This is a genomic window from Leeuwenhoekiella sp. ZYFB001, from assembly GCF_011784865.1.
In the GTDB taxonomy this organism is placed as follows: domain Bacteria; phylum Bacteroidota; class Bacteroidia; order Flavobacteriales; family Flavobacteriaceae; genus Leeuwenhoekiella; species Leeuwenhoekiella palythoae.
In genome coordinates this window covers 872,786-886,229 of the sequence record NZ_CP050460.1, presented here as the reverse complement: position 1 = coordinate 886,229, position 13,444 = coordinate 872,786, and the positions used below count along the sequence as shown (strand labels likewise).

The following is a 13,444-nucleotide window of genomic DNA, read 5'->3' as shown; positions in this document are numbered from 1 at the left end:
TCTATGATCCAAAGTTTAATCCTTTGGGTTTTGTTGGTTTTGAAACAGTCGTAGGTACAACCAGTTCAAATATTTCTCGCATCATAAACGGGTCTAGTAAATCGGTACTCTCCCCATTGAGATACTTTTGTTTCATTTCTGCTTTTGGAATCAAAGCCTCTGGCTCTTCATCCAATTTTTTCTTTTTCTTTATCGCTTTACGTTCAGCCATCATTCGCTGACGAACTGTTTGTTTTTCATCAAACATCTTATTTGCCACTTGAGGCATCACCCAAACTTCATTCTTTGCAACACGCTCACCGCTCAGGATAAAACATTGCGTTTTCAGATTCTTAAACTTTCTCCCGTCTTTCGTGTCACGTGGTTTACTTCCGTTATCAAATGGAATTGAGTTAGGAATGAATGCGTTATTCGTTCCTCCGATAAAAGCTCCTACTCCATTGGCATCATACGCCACATTACGGTTAGGTACTCCGTGTTTCTCCTGCATTGCTATAATAGCATCGGTGACGTCTTTACCGGTGGACTTATCAATAATGCTCACATCAGTAATCCTGAAATCATCCCATACGTAAATGATAAGCTTGTCCTGACCGCTCATTGCGACATCGACTGTTATGTATTTCTTACCGCCTTTTACGAAATTGTTAGTGAATACATCTTTAAAAGCGTTGTAATCATAGACATCAGCCGGATTGATTGAAACCTTCCAGTTTCCGTCAAGCAATTGGCGTTTAGAATCCTCATCTTGAGAAGCAAGGTTTGCCAGGTACTCAGGGTTATTCTTTAGAAGCTCTTTATTCTGGTAAACAGAACCGCCTATAAATGTGATTGATTTGACAAAATGTTTGGCATCTATCCCCGAAGCTTCCACAAGTGGTTGAATAAAATATGCGGCTTTCGTTAAGCATTCTTCAACCGTATCTCCCCAGATCATTGTATCTCCATCCTTGACAAAGTATCTGACTACTCCTTGTCTTTCTGGAATAGGAAATCCATCTTCCCCAATCCACCAGCTTATCAATTCATAAACCCAGCTATCAGGATCCGGGTTACAAGTGGCCCTAACACAAGGTTTAATCTTACTGTTTGAGCGGTTACGCGACAATAAATAAAAGAACGTCTGTTTTGAAAAGTGTGTTAACTCGTCAAAACCTATGAATGGAATCTGCGATCCCTGCCAGCTCGTAACATTTTTCTCGTGCTCTAAATGCGAGAACTTGACCTTTGCACCACTATCAAACTTCCACTGTAATTCAGTTTTGTTTGAACTTGCTCCTGCTAATGGATAAAGTTTATTGCTTTCATCCCATAAACCTCCTTGTGCTTTTATCTGGGTTGTAAGTCTTCTAAAAATCACAGCCCCGAAGTCTGGATCATCTACATCTCTAAGCGGATCGAGTAACAGACAAAATGTTTTGCCAGCACCTGCGGCTCCGCCTCCAATCACGATATCTGCAGGACTAGCCAAAGCCATCATCTGATAACCTTCTTGCGGTCTAATCCTTTTTACTTCTCCCATTGTTTGGTATTTCAAACATTGTGATGTTAGTTGATTTCTGAGTGTTGTCTTTTTCGTAGAAACCAGTGTGTTTGTGTATCATTTCCATTGCTTTCTCCTTGCTAACAAATGATAACTCTACAAAAGTTTCAGTAACAACCTTATCCCCGTCCTTGTATGATTTTGAGGTCAGCTTATACTTGCTGATCAACCTTCTCATTTCTTCTGGTAATTCCTTTATTTGCTCAGGGCTCAAAAGAATAGTTTCAGTTATATCCGAATATGCCCAATTCTCTAATTCTTCAAGTAGAACCTCATGTGTTGTCCTGAGTTTCTTCTTAGCTTCGTTCTGCTTTTCTTTTATATAGCCTTTAACCTCTGGTATTCTCTGGATTTTAGAAAAGCTGTCATCTGCTCTTTTAGCCTTTGGATAAAGCGTTCTATAAGCCTCTGCTCCGTTAAATCCATTAACGAACCATTGGTCTATAACTGCTTTATATTTTTCAAAGGTTTTTTTAGTCATTATCTAAATCTTTCGCCTCTGGTCCACAAATAACCAATGAAGGAATCTATTTTTTGAATTGCTGTTCTTACTCTGTGTCTGAATCCTGGTCTGTGATATGACAGAAACAGAAAATCTTCTTCTTCGTCTTTTTCAATCACTATCAAAATAGCCCCAGCCATATCATGATCTTTTACGATATCAGCTAACTTCTTCAAGACAGGATTATCTCTTTGAGTATCTGGATAGCTTTTTATGTGATTGAGTTTGCTCATCATTCATCCATTAATTTAGATAGGACTGGATAGCACTTTCTAATGATTTCCTTGTCGCTCACTTCAACCGCTCCTAACTCAACAGCTTTTTGTTTCATCCCTTTTGAAACATCGTAATGAGGATGATTCTTTTTGTTTTGAAACCATTTGCGATTAACTCCAATAGCATCTGCCATTTTGTGAAGTGATTCAATATCTGCACTTGCCATATGACTCATAAGCATCCTTCCATAAGGATATTCTCTTCTGCCTACGTAAACAGTTTTATCTAAGCTCATAATTCAATTATTTCGGAAAGAGGGAAGGAATCGAACCTTCAAAGAACAGCTACTCGCGTATAGCTTATTGTTCTGCCAGTATCTGGTGCGATCGCCTATTCGCAGCCTCTCTCATTTTGCAGTTGCTTTTTACTGCCAAGCCAGTCTTGTGATAATTTGCCGGGTTGCATATACTCTCAACCAAATACCCTAAGCTTTGAATCAATCATTATCACGGCCACGATTAGCGACAACTAAGCGTCAAAAATGCTATTTGGTTGATTTGGTTTCATTGTCCTTTTCCTTTTTAGCCTTCGGCTTTATCTCAACTCCCTTTCCAGCGTTTATGATTTCCTCTCCGCGCTCTTTGCTTCTCTCGATTGTAGATTGTGGGAGAATGGTTTCTCCGGTGATCTTATCGATGAACTTTTCAGTGACTTTAATTTTCATAACTATCGAATTATTTCTTCGGCTCTTGCCTCTAATTGATTAATCATTTCGTCTGGATCATCTTCGTATTCTGCTAACATATCAGAGCAAAACTCATTAATGTCGTGTTCTTGCTTAGCAGAAATCAAAGTCTTTATCACCTCAGGAGTGTAGTTAGTTTTGCTCATGTTCAAAGTGCACTCATTCATAAACACTTGAACTCTTTCATCCATCCTATGCAAGTCAAGAACCTCCGCACATATCTGCTCCAATAGTTGCTCTTTATCCATAGCAGAATATTCTTCTACTAGATCTGGATAATTTTCTCTTAATTCCTCTAAACTGCTCATTTTATATTTATTTGATAATTAATGCTTTAGTCTCACTCTCTCACAGGGTGGAGACAATCATTTCCTAATCAATATCAAGTGCCAAGCTCCTGCCGCGATTCCTCCGCAAACTATTCCTGTGGCTACTATGGTTAATACTGCGCTCATACTGCATCCATTTCGTAAACTTCATACTTGGCTATCTGAGCATCCATCCAAGCGTAATCAAAAGAAACTCCGTTGAGTTCAAGGAAATCTCTATGCTTTCTAAACTGTTCTGCGGTTGTGTGCTTCTTGTCTCCAAGTTCTAAATGCTCAGCTCTTGTCTGGGCCATTAAGTTTTCGATTCGGTCAAGGTTTCCGTCTGGATTCCCTCCCATACCCCTGCAAACTATGTGTGCTATATCAACAGCTCTATCTCCGCTGATCTCGCTAGGGATGAAATCTCCTTTCTCGTAGCCTAAGGCTTCAAAGTAAATCTTGACGTGATTCTTCATTTCCCTATTCCCTTTAGTTTCTCCAACCGCTCGCGGTATGGTTGCTTTGCTTTCTCACTTGCGTTTCCTAGAATCATATTCTCGTGGCTTATAATTGCCTTATCGAGATTTATTACTAATTCGCATTGTGAGATTTTCATTTTCGATTTTTTAAAAACCCAGAGGCTTGATTTTTGAATTACTCAAGCCTTATCTGGGTTTGAACACGCTTATTGACTATTGGGCTTTTCCGCAGAATAATCGTCATCGTATTTTACCCTTCTCCTGTGTTCGTCAACTCAGAGGTTGGATTTCCGTAGCGGGAGCTGGATTCGAACCAGCGGCCTCCGGGTTATGGGCCCGGCGAGCTGACCATCTGCTCTATCCCACGATTTAAAAAGCCTCACCTACTAAGCGAGGCTTTCAATTTTTAATATGTGCTATTCATTGCTGCAATTGAGCCCGTCTCTTGCGGACCTATAAACTTCAGGGGTGAGGGCTACTGCATAGGATTGAACAAGAGTTGATTTTAATTTCTCGGCTTTTTCAAAATCATTAAGCACCGGAGTTAAATCAACTGGTTCTGTTTTTAAATTCACTTGCAATTCCTGAGAAACAGAAACAGCGGCTACCACTTGCACAGATTGATCCTTATGGATTTCAGTTGCGCTTGAATTCTCGCTCAGGTCAGTTGTAGTATTACTGAATCCCGTGAAGCTGATCATACAGACCAACAACATCAATAAGCTAGCTATCGCTTTCATATAATCTTAATTGCCAGTTGGCAGAAATGTAAAATCAAAAGGACACAAAATGCCCGTAAAGGAATATTGAAGGCGTTAGCCTAATCGGAAAATTGGTAAGTGGTATTCTTGAAAATTGTTGCCTGATTAACAGGACTTAGGAAGATTGGTAAGGAGTATGCAAGATGCGAAAACCTTGTGATTATTCCTAGTTTTTAGGCTTAAAAGTTTTCGATTAATTTAATGTTTCAAGTTATTTCCCTAATTGCTTAACTCCAAAGTTTTCCGGAAGCTTGTGACTGTCAAACTTTCCACTGGCAGCTAACGAAACTGCTTCCAGAGTTACCCGTGCATTGTTTACGATTTGTGCGGCTACTGCGGTAACTGCTTTAGATTTTCTGATCTCTTGCTCCATATCCTCACCTTTGATATTTTCATCGTTCAGACGCTCTAATTGTGCGAAAAGGTGATCGTTTAAATCTGATAATTTATTCTTTGCCATTTTGTTTGATTTTATGGGATATCTCCCAGATTAATTTTTGTGATTTACGTATTGGTTTTGGATAACGCATCAATGAGTTATCGATCATATTTTCTCTCATCGATTTGATTTCTAAGTTTTCGATTTGGCAGTTTAAAGGGTTGCCATCTTTAAAGGATAGAATATGTTTATCCGGTATTTTTCCGTTTACCTGTTCCCAGATATGTCGGTGCTTTAAAACATATTTTCCTTTTTTAATGCGGATCTCGATATATCCGTCTTTAGAAATTCGCTCGTGTCCGTTGTATTTAGTGTTGTGCGGATCTTGACCTTTTTTAAATTGCGTTTTTTGAACATTCTTCAATGATTGTCCAGATAGCCATTCTTTTTGAGGTTTACCCCTGTTTGGTGGTACGGTCCCTTTTTGAATTCTACTTTCCCTCTTGCGCTTTTCTACTATTACTCTAGGAATCTTAAGACCTAATTGCTTTAGCCTAATCATAACTCCGGTGAAACTCTTTCCGATTTTTTCGCCCAAAGGCTTAACGGGCATCTTAAGATAGTTTTCGATTAAAAATGCGTCCATTTCAGGTGTAAATGAAGTACGGCCGGTCATCTTCTTTGCCATTCTTTGGTATCGCAATTTCTTTGATACTTGTAATCCTTCTTCTCTTAGAACGCGTTGCACGGTAGATTTATGAAAACCTATTTTCTCAGCTATCTCTACACTTGTAAGCTGGATTCTGTTTGAGATTATGAATTCTCTATCTTTTTTTGTGAGCTTCTTTCTCATATCAATTTTCTTATCATCAAATAAGGCTTAAGTCTGTTTGCTTTAAAATCTTCCATATCTTCTTCAGAAAGCAATGATATCCACCTTAAAATTTCTGAATCGGAGGTGAGCTTTTGAAGTTCAATTATCTTTTGATGTGCAGCTCTTAGATTTTGATTTAGTAATGCTACTTGATCTTTGACTTCAATTTTTTCTCGTTCTTCTTCCGTAAGTCCTTGAAATTTTTGCTTAATTCTCAAATAAACTAAATACCAATCCTGATCAACTAAGATGGTTTCCTCAAATTTGTTGAGACCGTTAATAACTGTTGAATGATCTCTGTTTACTACTTTTCCAATTTCATCCAAGCTGGTGTCTGTGATTTCTTTTGCGAGTCGGTAATAAATATATCTGGCGTAAACTAAATTTCTATTGCGTTTATGAGTTCTTATTTTTAAACCAGTTTCATTTTCAACCGTTTCTAGTATTGTTTTTAACTCAATCATCTTCTAAACTTTTTTTCTCTTTTCCTTGAGATATTTCACATACGGCTTGCGCTTTTCATCTTTTTCCCAGTCTGTGATTGTGTCCTCCAAAATCTGCCGGTCCATATCTTGAGTGATTTTTTCGATGTAGTTCAAACGCTTTTGATGCAGATTTTTTTCTTCAATTTCTGCGTAAGTTTTCTTTACATCCTCAATGCTTACCTGCTTTTTGTTATGTTCGTTTTTCTGCCGGTCGTAATTCTGTTCGCGTATCATTGCCTTTTCTTCTAAATACTTCGGAAACCATTCACCAAAAATTAAATTGTTGTCCGGGCTCCGGTGAGTACTTCCAAACTTTCCAGATCTCGCCATTTTGAAAAACAGAATAATATCCTGAAGACTTTCGTAAGAAAAGTTTTCGAGACAATCCACGGTTAGCATTTCTATTTGAGAAGCACTCATTTTGTTGCTGAAAGCAAAAGAATCAATGAATCGGGTTACCAGTACATTCACAACACTAAAGCCAATTCCTCCGTGATCACCTTTAAAAACGCTTCTGATGTTTGGTTCTGAAAAAGTGTCTTGAATGCTTAAATTCATTTCTTGAGAAACAAGAACTCCAGATTCTTGCTGAATTATCGATCTACTTAAACCTAAAGTTCTTTCCAATTTCGCTTTCCATTGCGGTGTCAAAGATTTGCTTGTTGGTTTTGCTAACTGCTTCATTCTTATTTTTCTTTAGTTCAAAAAATCCCTTCCATCCATTGGCCATCGACTGGTGCATAATTGCAATTGCCGTCTTTTCGTCTCCGTTGGATTTGTTTGCAAGCTCTGTGAGTGCAGCCTGTTCACTTTGGAGGGATTTATAATTAAATCTGAATTCTTTTTTCTTGAAGACTTTCCAATGATCCCATTGGGCTTTGAAGTTTTTGGTTTCAAACGGAAAAACTAATTCGGGCTCTTCATTTTTTGCGATTTCGCTTTTACCTTCTTCTTTTACCTTTACTTTTACCTTATCTTTTACTTTTACTATTACCTTAGGGTCTTGTAAGCCCCTAGGAAGCCCCTTGATTATTTTATCTGATAAACGATATTCTCCTGATTCAAACTCTTCAATTAATTCATATTTCAAAAGCTCATTAATAGCTGATGTATGAGCTTTGTTGTTTTGCTTTAAAACGCCGTTATACTGGACCTTAAGAAAGTTTTTTATAAACCATTTTTCACCATTTTCTATCTCAACAATTTTATCTTTAAATACTTCTCTGACATCTTCATCTGATATGTTGGGATCAAGTCCGCATCGGATTTTAGCAACATCTAATTCAACATTCCAAATTCCGGCACTTGAGCAATCCAAAAAAAGGTACACATATAGCCCCTTGTAAGCCCCTTTCAAGCCCCTTACAAAAGGGTCTTTAAAAAAGCCTGTCTCAATAAATCTTTTCGCCATTCTTATAGTTTTTCTGGTAGCGGGAAACCTTTTATTTCCGCCACACGTTGATTGAATAAGGCCCATACATCGCGGTCCTTAAATTTGAAGTGAACAGTGCCTTTCTTATGGCATTTGAATTCAAAGAAGTCCCAGTCGCACCATTGCCCCCATTGAGGACGCTTAAACAAGTTGTATTGTTTATCTGGATAGAACTTTTCAATAAATTCCAAAGCTTCATTTGTAGTGAATGAAACAGGGTGGTTATATCTTCCAGGTTCACGATAATTAAGCCTAGCTAAAATTGCATCTGTGATCGTTTTACCCTCAACAGAAACGTAGCAGTTACTTACAGATATACGTTGATGATAACTAAGCATTTCATCCCAGTTTCTACCAGTTAAATAGCATAAGACTTTATTGATGTCATCCATTTTGTTATCTGAACTCCAATTGCTTTCTGGCTGTCCGTGAAAACTCTCTTTAATCATATATGGAAAAATGAATTTCTCACCCACCAAATAATGCTTGTTAGTCTTGAATCCGGGTAGATTATAGCGGTTCTCGTGGTAGTAACTCGTAATAGCATCAAAAGCCTCAATTATGGCTTTATTCATCGTTTGCCCCCGTGTCTGAACAATCATATCCATCATTTGATAAATGTTCTTCTGGGTGAACGGGATGTGTGTCTGCTGCTCTACAAACTTGTTGATATCATTCATCACCTGAGAGGTGACAAACTTTTTTATTTTGAGTTTACCTATGATCCATTCCCAACTCTTCTTTTGAAGCTCTTTAGAAAATTCCTCTTTGTCAAGCGTTGACTTTCGATGTGTTAATGAAATTCCTATTTGACCTCCCATTCCCACCGGTTTGATATATGCGTCTAATCTATTGGCGCGTTCTACGAATTCGTCAAACTCTTTCAAGCTTCCTATGTAGCGCATAACGATGTCTCTTACCTCGTTGTATGGTAAAAGACCGTCCTGCCCTCCAAACTCTTCGTCTGCATCCAAATAGAAGCCTTCGAACTTGGTCTGATCTGAAATAACCGGCTTGATCAACTTAATAAGACCAATGTCTATTCCTGTGGTTCGTTCTGCTTCAGTGAATACAGGACCTAAATTTATTGAGCTTCCATTTTCTTTGATTAATACTTCAAGTTGTCTGCGATTTCTGGAGAATGAATTGTTTATCGTTTCCCAGTTGCATAAAGCAATTATCTGGCAACCTTCAGGTGCTACTTCGTAAGCTTTTAGAATATGCTTGTCAGCGTTGCTAAATGGTGGATTCATAATAATGAAATCCACGTGGCTGATCTGCTCCGGTCTACATTGCAAGAAATCTTCTCCTATCACCTTGCATTTTGAACCTAGTATGGCTCTTAAGTCTTCCAGTTCTTCAAAGGCTAATACTTGCTTCGCTCCTCGTTCTTGACATACTTCGACTATATGACCGCTTCCAGCCGATGGTTCTAGGATTACTTTTCCTGTAAGATCTAAACCAAATAGCATTTCTTCAATTACCGGTGCCGGTGTTGGGAAAAACTCTGAATTGAAAATTGTTTTCATGCTATTTGATTTTTCACCGCTTGAATTGACTTAGCGATGATGTTATTGTACTTCGCGCCGCTTCTGGATATACTTCCTTTATTTACGGCACCTATAAGGACGTTGTCTCCTTCTTTGAACTCTGAGAGAAGCGCGAGCATTCTAGAGCCGTTAAATTCAATAAATGATGTTTGATTTATTTCTTCTTCTAGTTGTACTTTCTTTTTCTGGTGACCGGTTCCATCCGGATCTAATTCTGATATATTGACAATTATTCCTGTATAAATCTTCATAGGTATCTATTATTGCGCTACCTCGATTTCTGGGCTACATTTGCCTTATAGTTATTTGAAATCGTTGATGCTTTTCTTGTTAGGGTTATTCGGATTGAGTGGATGCTTTGGATTATTGTGAACGTGTTGGTGGCAGGTTTCACAAAGGCAGCAGAGCCATTCTAAAAATTCAAGTTCTTTTCCAAATATCTTTGTGCCGTTGATTTCATACCGGATATGGTGTGTTTCCAGTCTGATTTTTGCGGCACAAATGATACATTGGAATTTATCGCGGATTTTGACTTTGCGTTTTACCTTTTCCCAGTAGGGATTATCCTTAAGAGATTTTCGGTAATTCGAAGGCCTTCCTCTGCGATGATTTAATCGGCCCACTATTCGTTAGCCACCTTTTTTAGCTTGTCGAAATACTTAGCATTCTTATCGCAACTGGTAAGAAGATCTTCAATTTCGAACTGCGGGATTTCACGCACTTTTGCAAGCTTCAATTCAGCATCAATAAGCGTATAGTAATAGCGCTTGCCGTCATAAGGAACTTCCCATGTCAATGATGGATCAAGATCTATTTCTGTAATACGCTCGTTTGCTTCAGCTGCTAACTGCTGAATTTTATTTAAACTGGCGTTAACCATCTCCTTAGCCTCCTTTTCAACTTGTTTTGCGTGCTCTAGGTCTTCAAGCTTTTTCATGTGATCAGACTTATATCTTGGAAGCACATCTTCAAGCTCCTCGGAATATTCATCCCGGATCTGCTCCAGTTCAAAATCATCCATAAAGCGTGTGGTAGTGAGCTTGGTTCCCATTGCCAATAGGTTAGAACTCATAAAAACACGAGCATCTTCCTCGGTTTCAAATTGTCCTAATACTGCCGGAACTCGTGTTGACTCCGCGGTAAATACAATTTCATTTGGTCTGTAATCTTCTGCTACTTTTTTCATTCTAAGTTGTTTTTGATAATTCCTGTTTTAGTGATGGGTTGATGTACTCTTCAAACTGGCTCAATCCCTTTTTTAACCAGTGTTCGTATTTAGCTTTCTTGCGCTTTCGGGCATTATGGATTTGCTTTAGGCTGCTAGGTTGATACTTGAAGTAAGTCTGGAAACTGTGGTGTGATTTTTTAGTTCCTTGCTCTTCAATCAATCCCATATCCAATAGATCACTTACTCTGGCTGAAGCTGTCTGGTGCTTCATATTAAGTTTGCGCTCCAATTCAGAAAGCGTTGTGTATGGCTTAGTTTTAATGTGGTGGAGGACTCTGGCCATATCTGTTTGAAGCTTTCCTGATTTTACCTGATCGAGTAATGCTTTGATTCGTGGTGTCATGTTTTCGGTGTTAAAAAAGTGAATTCGCTTACGTCTATTTCGGTTGAAAATCTTTCAGTGCCGTTAGTGTCCTGCCATTTTCTGGTCTTGATCCTGCCCTCTACGTAAACCTTATCTCCTTTTTTAAGATACTTCTCGCATATCTCAGCACCTTTATTACGCACTATGCAAGAGTGCCATTCTGTAGAGCTTACTTTCTCTCCAGTTTGCCTGTTGGTGTACTCTTCGTTAGTAGCAATTGAAAATCTACCAACGCTGCCACCACCTTCGAAATAGTGCATCTTTACATCATCTCCAGTGTGACCGATTAGCATTACTTTGTTTAATGTTCCTGCCATTGTTTAATTATTTGATTTATTAATCTATTCCTCTAAAAAATTCATTTAAACCATCATCACCAGAGGGAGGTTCTTCTTCTTGGTTTGGATTTTCAGAATCTGGCTTAGGCATTTCTTGAATAGCCTCTACCAACTTTTTCATTTCACCTTTACACATCCAAAATCCTTTTTTGTAGTATCTGAATGCCCTACTCATTGAAGAAGCGGGAAAAGTGATTTGATTGATCATTAATTGACGTTTAGCCAAGTCTATGAAGGTTGATTCACCGTGATACAGATTTTTATTATCCACCGCAAACATTGATACAGTAAAGTCAAATGCGTTGATGGTTTCTTGAGGACCTGAAAAGAATTTCTTAACTAAATCAAATGTTCTACCTTCAATCTTTACCTTCATTCCGTTATCAGATTCCCATTTAACTTCTGCCCCTTTAGACTTGAAGTAAATTGAACACTTATCGTATTCCTTTTCATCTGGAAAAAACAAGTCATAATCTGTTTTTATAGGTACACCCATAAAGTAATCGCGAAGAGCGCCTCCAGCTATCCAACACTTAACCCCTGCGTTTTTTAGGTCTTCAAGTATTATTTTGTTATATCTGCTTATTGCATTTTCAAATTGTATCATTGGAATATTTTAATAAGTTGCTTTTAGTTCTTTATTTGGTAGCGGGATCTCGTATTGAAACATTTCATAAGCAAGATCCCGGGCTGCTTTATGATATTGCTCTTGGTCCCAAGTGTCGTTTGAAGTGGTGGACTTCTGTTTTACTATGGGCCTTCCGTTAATCGGGTTAAAAATCAGTTCGCCGGTTTCCTCGTTTACCTTTTCTTCGAAGCTTAGGTTCTGCTTAAGAAATTCGTGTACCTGGTCTTTAGTCAAAACTTCCCCCCATTCAGTTCTTAAAAGGTTTTTCCAGTGCTCGACAATTACCCCGAAATAGTACGCGTTTTGATCATTGCTTCGCTTCTTGTAATAGCGCTTGATCGAAAGTGTTACCTCTTTACCCTCATATTGAGCAATAGCATCAACAATAACATCACGGTTACGTGTAAATTTGCCGTTGTGTATTTCTGATCGTATGTCAATTTTTTTAGGTAGTGGCATCTATACTATTCTTAAAGGTTTCCGGTTTTCACGTTGCTTCAAAAGCTTATTCTTATAAGCAATTGCAAGTCTTAATCTGGTTTTTAGTTTTTCAATATCTTGATCATTGCGAGGCACTTTTAAAATGAGTATCTGATCTTCTTCACGCTTCATTGCTGGATCATAGGAGACAAATAGCCAGTAGCTTCGACCTGTGATATACATTGAACCTTGCACTTGCCAATAGTAATTTGCGCACGTCTTTTTGAAGCTTTCCACGTCACGGATAGTATTCAAATACGTATCGTGTGTTTTACTGTCTGGGCACTTGCTTTCAAACCCTCCGTCACTGCCAATCAAACCATCTGGCGTACATCCTAAATCATTACCTAGTTCAATAAATTCCTGTTCCTTCCCGTAATTAGTAATTACAAGTCCGGTTTCTTCCATTGTGCGTTCTGCTGCTCCAGCTTCATTTTCATTACCCCAATCAGTGGAACCGGTTGAAAATGTTTTGTGCTCTGTACTGATCTCTTCCAGATATTTAGCATAAGCGTAACTCATTCCGCCCTTGGTCAGTACCTTATCATACTTCGGATCATCTTCATAACCCATAAGCCTTCCATACTCAGAAGAAGTAAATCGAGTTTTGCGATCTTGGCGCCACTGCTCTTCTTTTTGGATCTCCTGAATTTTAGCTAAGGCGGCTTCGTGTTCCGCCTTAGCTTGAATTGTGATTTCTGCAAGTGCACTATTCATCACCTTTGGTAATATTGATGTTTAACTCAACCACTTCAAAAAGTGGTATTTCGTTGCCATTGGTTTTACTTGATCCTGTACAGGTGATTTCAACACCTTGTCCGAGTTCTGTACTCATTAATGATTGTACAAGTACAGTCTGTGCACATACGAACGCTTTCTCACCATCGTGAAGCTTTGCAATGAAATAGGTGTCACCTTTTCCATCTGTAGCCTCTTTAAGACCTAAGAAGAAACATTTAACTGGTTGCCCAATTTGACCGAGCCACTCTTCTTTCTTTTTATAGCTCACAGTGAGCTGACGTCCTTTTTCAGCCTTTTTTAATGCTCCTAGTGCATTGGTTGAAGGCATCATAAAAGTTACTTCGCCGTTTACTGGTTTCAATTCTGGTTTTTCTTGTGACATTGTTTTAAT

Annotated in this window: 22 protein-coding genes, 1 tRNA gene and 1 pseudogene; all 24 read right to left on the bottom strand. The window is 38.5% G+C overall.

The genetic code is table 11. The features are described 5' to 3' along the window. Position 1 precedes the first annotated feature (1 nt). The gene (locus HCN54_RS03825) at positions 2-1,522 is read right to left on the bottom strand and encodes a terminase large subunit domain-containing protein (protein ID WP_167596610.1); all 1,521 of its coding nucleotides are present in this window, start codon (positions 1,520-1,522) and stop codon (positions 2-4) included. Further along, a complete protein-coding gene (locus HCN54_RS03820) occupies positions 1,500-2,024 on the bottom strand; it encodes a terminase small subunit (protein WP_167596609.1) in 525 nt (174 codons plus the stop codon). The genes HCN54_RS03825 and HCN54_RS03820 overlap by 23 nt, the downstream gene beginning before the upstream one ends. Further along, positions 2,024-2,281, bottom strand: a complete 258-nt coding sequence (locus HCN54_RS03815) for a hypothetical protein (RefSeq protein WP_167596608.1) — start codon at positions 2,279-2,281, stop codon at positions 2,024-2,026. The genes HCN54_RS03820 and HCN54_RS03815 overlap by 1 nt, the downstream gene beginning before the upstream one ends. Further along, complete coding sequence (locus HCN54_RS03810; RefSeq protein WP_167596607.1) at positions 2,278-2,556, bottom strand: DUF4031 domain-containing protein; 279 nt, start codon at positions 2,554-2,556, stop codon at positions 2,278-2,280. Before HCN54_RS03810 ends, HCN54_RS03815 begins: the two co-directional genes overlap by 4 nt. A gap of 249 nt (positions 2,557-2,805) precedes the next feature. Continuing rightward, positions 2,806-2,985: a hypothetical protein gene (locus HCN54_RS03805; RefSeq protein ID WP_167596606.1), complete on the bottom strand. Its 180-nt coding sequence runs from the start codon at positions 2,983-2,985 to the stop codon at positions 2,806-2,808. Positions 2,986-2,987: 2 nt separating this feature from the next. Next, on the bottom strand, positions 2,988-3,314 hold the full coding sequence (locus tag HCN54_RS03800) for a hypothetical protein (RefSeq protein WP_167596605.1): 327 nt from the start codon (positions 3,312-3,314) through the stop codon (positions 2,988-2,990). A gap of 143 nt (positions 3,315-3,457) precedes the next feature. Beyond that, a complete protein-coding gene (locus HCN54_RS03795) occupies positions 3,458-3,790 on the bottom strand; it encodes a hypothetical protein (protein WP_167596604.1) in 333 nt (110 codons plus the stop codon). Continuing rightward, positions 3,787-3,930, bottom strand: coding sequence for a DUF6965 family protein (locus tag HCN54_RS17610; protein WP_410503578.1), 144 nt, complete (start codon positions 3,928-3,930; stop codon positions 3,787-3,789). The genes HCN54_RS03795 and HCN54_RS17610 overlap by 4 nt, the downstream gene beginning before the upstream one ends. Before the next feature lie 156 nt (positions 3,931-4,086). After that, a tRNA-Met gene (locus HCN54_RS03790) sits at positions 4,087-4,160 on the bottom strand. Positions 4,161-4,209: 49 nt separating this feature from the next. Then, positions 4,210-4,533 (bottom strand): hypothetical protein, encoded by a 324-nt coding sequence (locus tag HCN54_RS03785; protein ID WP_167596603.1) that lies wholly within the window; start codon positions 4,531-4,533, stop codon positions 4,210-4,212. A gap of 232 nt (positions 4,534-4,765) precedes the next feature. Then, on the bottom strand, positions 4,766-5,014 hold the full coding sequence (locus HCN54_RS03780) for a hypothetical protein (protein WP_167596602.1): 249 nt from the start codon (positions 5,012-5,014) through the stop codon (positions 4,766-4,768). Continuing rightward, the gene (locus HCN54_RS03775) at positions 5,001-5,786 is read right to left on the bottom strand and encodes an HNH endonuclease signature motif containing protein (protein WP_167596601.1); all 786 of its coding nucleotides are present in this window, start codon (positions 5,784-5,786) and stop codon (positions 5,001-5,003) included. Before HCN54_RS03775 ends, HCN54_RS03780 begins: the two co-directional genes overlap by 14 nt. Next, on the bottom strand, positions 5,783-6,271 hold the full coding sequence (locus HCN54_RS03770) for a helix-turn-helix domain-containing protein (RefSeq protein ID WP_167596600.1): 489 nt from the start codon (positions 6,269-6,271) through the stop codon (positions 5,783-5,785). The genes HCN54_RS03775 and HCN54_RS03770 overlap by 4 nt, the downstream gene beginning before the upstream one ends. Positions 6,272-6,274: 3 nt before the next feature. After that, a complete protein-coding gene (locus tag HCN54_RS03765; protein ID WP_167596599.1) occupies positions 6,275-6,919 on the bottom strand; it encodes a hypothetical protein in 645 nt (214 codons plus the stop codon). After that, on the bottom strand, positions 6,894-7,703 hold the full coding sequence (locus tag HCN54_RS03760; RefSeq protein ID WP_167596598.1) for a hypothetical protein: 810 nt from the start codon (positions 7,701-7,703) through the stop codon (positions 6,894-6,896). The genes HCN54_RS03765 and HCN54_RS03760 overlap by 26 nt, the downstream gene beginning before the upstream one ends. 2 nt (positions 7,704-7,705) lie before the next feature. Further along, complete coding sequence (locus HCN54_RS03755; RefSeq protein WP_167596597.1) at positions 7,706-9,253, bottom strand: DUF4942 domain-containing protein; 1,548 nt, start codon at positions 9,251-9,253, stop codon at positions 7,706-7,708. Then, the gene (locus tag HCN54_RS03750; protein ID WP_167596596.1) at positions 9,250-9,525 is read right to left on the bottom strand and encodes a hypothetical protein; all 276 of its coding nucleotides are present in this window, start codon (positions 9,523-9,525) and stop codon (positions 9,250-9,252) included. Before HCN54_RS03750 ends, HCN54_RS03755 begins: the two co-directional genes overlap by 4 nt. A 371-nt stretch (positions 9,526-9,896) precedes the next feature. Continuing rightward, the gene (locus tag HCN54_RS03745; protein WP_167596595.1) at positions 9,897-10,460 is read right to left on the bottom strand and encodes a hypothetical protein; all 564 of its coding nucleotides are present in this window, start codon (positions 10,458-10,460) and stop codon (positions 9,897-9,899) included. Position 10,461: 1 nt separating this feature from the next. Next, a complete protein-coding gene (locus HCN54_RS03740) occupies positions 10,462-10,845 on the bottom strand; it encodes a MarR family transcriptional regulator (protein ID WP_167596594.1) in 384 nt (127 codons plus the stop codon). A gap of 2 nt (positions 10,846-10,847) precedes the next feature. Further along, positions 10,848-11,183, bottom strand: a pseudogene (locus HCN54_RS03735) (single-stranded DNA-binding protein); the annotation flags it as partial. A gap of 19 nt (positions 11,184-11,202) precedes the next feature. Next, positions 11,203-11,811 carry a hypothetical protein gene (locus tag HCN54_RS03730; RefSeq protein WP_167596592.1) on the bottom strand — a complete coding sequence of 203 codons (609 nt, stop codon included), beginning with the start codon at positions 11,809-11,811 and terminating at the stop codon, positions 11,203-11,205. 9 nt (positions 11,812-11,820) lie between these two features. Then, positions 11,821-12,291 (bottom strand): hypothetical protein, encoded by a 471-nt coding sequence (locus tag HCN54_RS03725; protein WP_167596591.1) that lies wholly within the window; start codon positions 12,289-12,291, stop codon positions 11,821-11,823. Beyond that, positions 12,292-13,029, bottom strand: a complete 738-nt coding sequence (locus HCN54_RS03720; RefSeq protein ID WP_167596590.1) for a lambda exonuclease family protein — start codon at positions 13,027-13,029, stop codon at positions 12,292-12,294. Then, on the bottom strand, positions 13,022-13,435 hold the full coding sequence (locus tag HCN54_RS03715; protein ID WP_167596589.1) for a hypothetical protein: 414 nt from the start codon (positions 13,433-13,435) through the stop codon (positions 13,022-13,024). The genes HCN54_RS03720 and HCN54_RS03715 overlap by 8 nt, the downstream gene beginning before the upstream one ends. Between the last annotated feature and the right edge of the window lie 9 nt (positions 13,436-13,444).

Excerpts from the sequence above, each read along its gene's own strand:
- HCN54_RS03825 (WP_167596610.1), bottom strand. The coding sequence starts at position 1,522 with ATGGGAGAAGTAAAAAGGATTAGACCGCAAGAAGGTTATCAGATGATG.
- HCN54_RS03820 (WP_167596609.1), bottom strand. The coding sequence starts at position 2,024 with ATGACTAAAAAAACCTTTGAAAAATATAAAGCAGTTATAGACCAATGG.
- HCN54_RS03815 (WP_167596608.1), bottom strand. The coding sequence starts at position 2,281 with ATGATGAGCAAACTCAATCACATAAAAAGCTATCCAGATACTCAAAGA.
- HCN54_RS03810 (WP_167596607.1), bottom strand. The coding sequence starts at position 2,556 with ATGAGCTTAGATAAAACTGTTTACGTAGGCAGAAGAGAATATCCTTAT.
- HCN54_RS03805 (WP_167596606.1), bottom strand. The coding sequence starts at position 2,985 with ATGAAAATTAAAGTCACTGAAAAGTTCATCGATAAGATCACCGGAGAA.
- HCN54_RS03800 (WP_167596605.1), bottom strand. The coding sequence starts at position 3,314 with ATGAGCAGTTTAGAGGAATTAAGAGAAAATTATCCAGATCTAGTAGAA.
- HCN54_RS03795 (WP_167596604.1), bottom strand. The coding sequence starts at position 3,790 with ATGAAGAATCACGTCAAGATTTACTTTGAAGCCTTAGGCTACGAGAAA.
- HCN54_RS17610 (WP_410503578.1), bottom strand. The coding sequence starts at position 3,930 with ATGAAAATCTCACAATGCGAATTAGTAATAAATCTCGATAAGGCAATT.
- HCN54_RS03785 (WP_167596603.1), bottom strand. The coding sequence starts at position 4,533 with ATGAAAGCGATAGCTAGCTTATTGATGTTGTTGGTCTGTATGATCAGC.
- HCN54_RS03780 (WP_167596602.1), bottom strand. The coding sequence starts at position 5,014 with ATGGCAAAGAATAAATTATCAGATTTAAACGATCACCTTTTCGCACAA.
- HCN54_RS03775 (WP_167596601.1), bottom strand. The coding sequence starts at position 5,786 with ATGAGAAAGAAGCTCACAAAAAAAGATAGAGAATTCATAATCTCAAAC.
- HCN54_RS03770 (WP_167596600.1), bottom strand. The coding sequence starts at position 6,271 with ATGATTGAGTTAAAAACAATACTAGAAACGGTTGAAAATGAAACTGGT.
- HCN54_RS03760 (WP_167596598.1), bottom strand. The coding sequence starts at position 7,703 with ATGGCGAAAAGATTTATTGAGACAGGCTTTTTTAAAGACCCTTTTGTA.
- HCN54_RS03755 (WP_167596597.1), bottom strand. The coding sequence starts at position 9,253 with ATGAAAACAATTTTCAATTCAGAGTTTTTCCCAACACCGGCACCGGTA.
- HCN54_RS03750 (WP_167596596.1), bottom strand. The coding sequence starts at position 9,525 with ATGAAGATTTATACAGGAATAATTGTCAATATATCAGAATTAGATCCG.
- HCN54_RS03745 (WP_167596595.1), bottom strand. The coding sequence starts at position 10,460 with ATGAAAAAAGTAGCAGAAGATTACAGACCAAATGAAATTGTATTTACC.
- HCN54_RS03740 (WP_167596594.1), bottom strand. The coding sequence starts at position 10,845 with ATGACACCACGAATCAAAGCATTACTCGATCAGGTAAAATCAGGAAAG.
- HCN54_RS03730 (WP_167596592.1), bottom strand. The coding sequence starts at position 11,811 with ATGATACAATTTGAAAATGCAATAAGCAGATATAACAAAATAATACTT.
- HCN54_RS03725 (WP_167596591.1), bottom strand. The coding sequence starts at position 12,291 with ATGCCACTACCTAAAAAAATTGACATACGATCAGAAATACACAACGGC.
- HCN54_RS03720 (WP_167596590.1), bottom strand. The coding sequence starts at position 13,029 with ATGAATAGTGCACTTGCAGAAATCACAATTCAAGCTAAGGCGGAACAC.
- HCN54_RS03715 (WP_167596589.1), bottom strand. The coding sequence starts at position 13,435 with ATGTCACAAGAAAAACCAGAATTGAAACCAGTAAACGGCGAAGTAACT.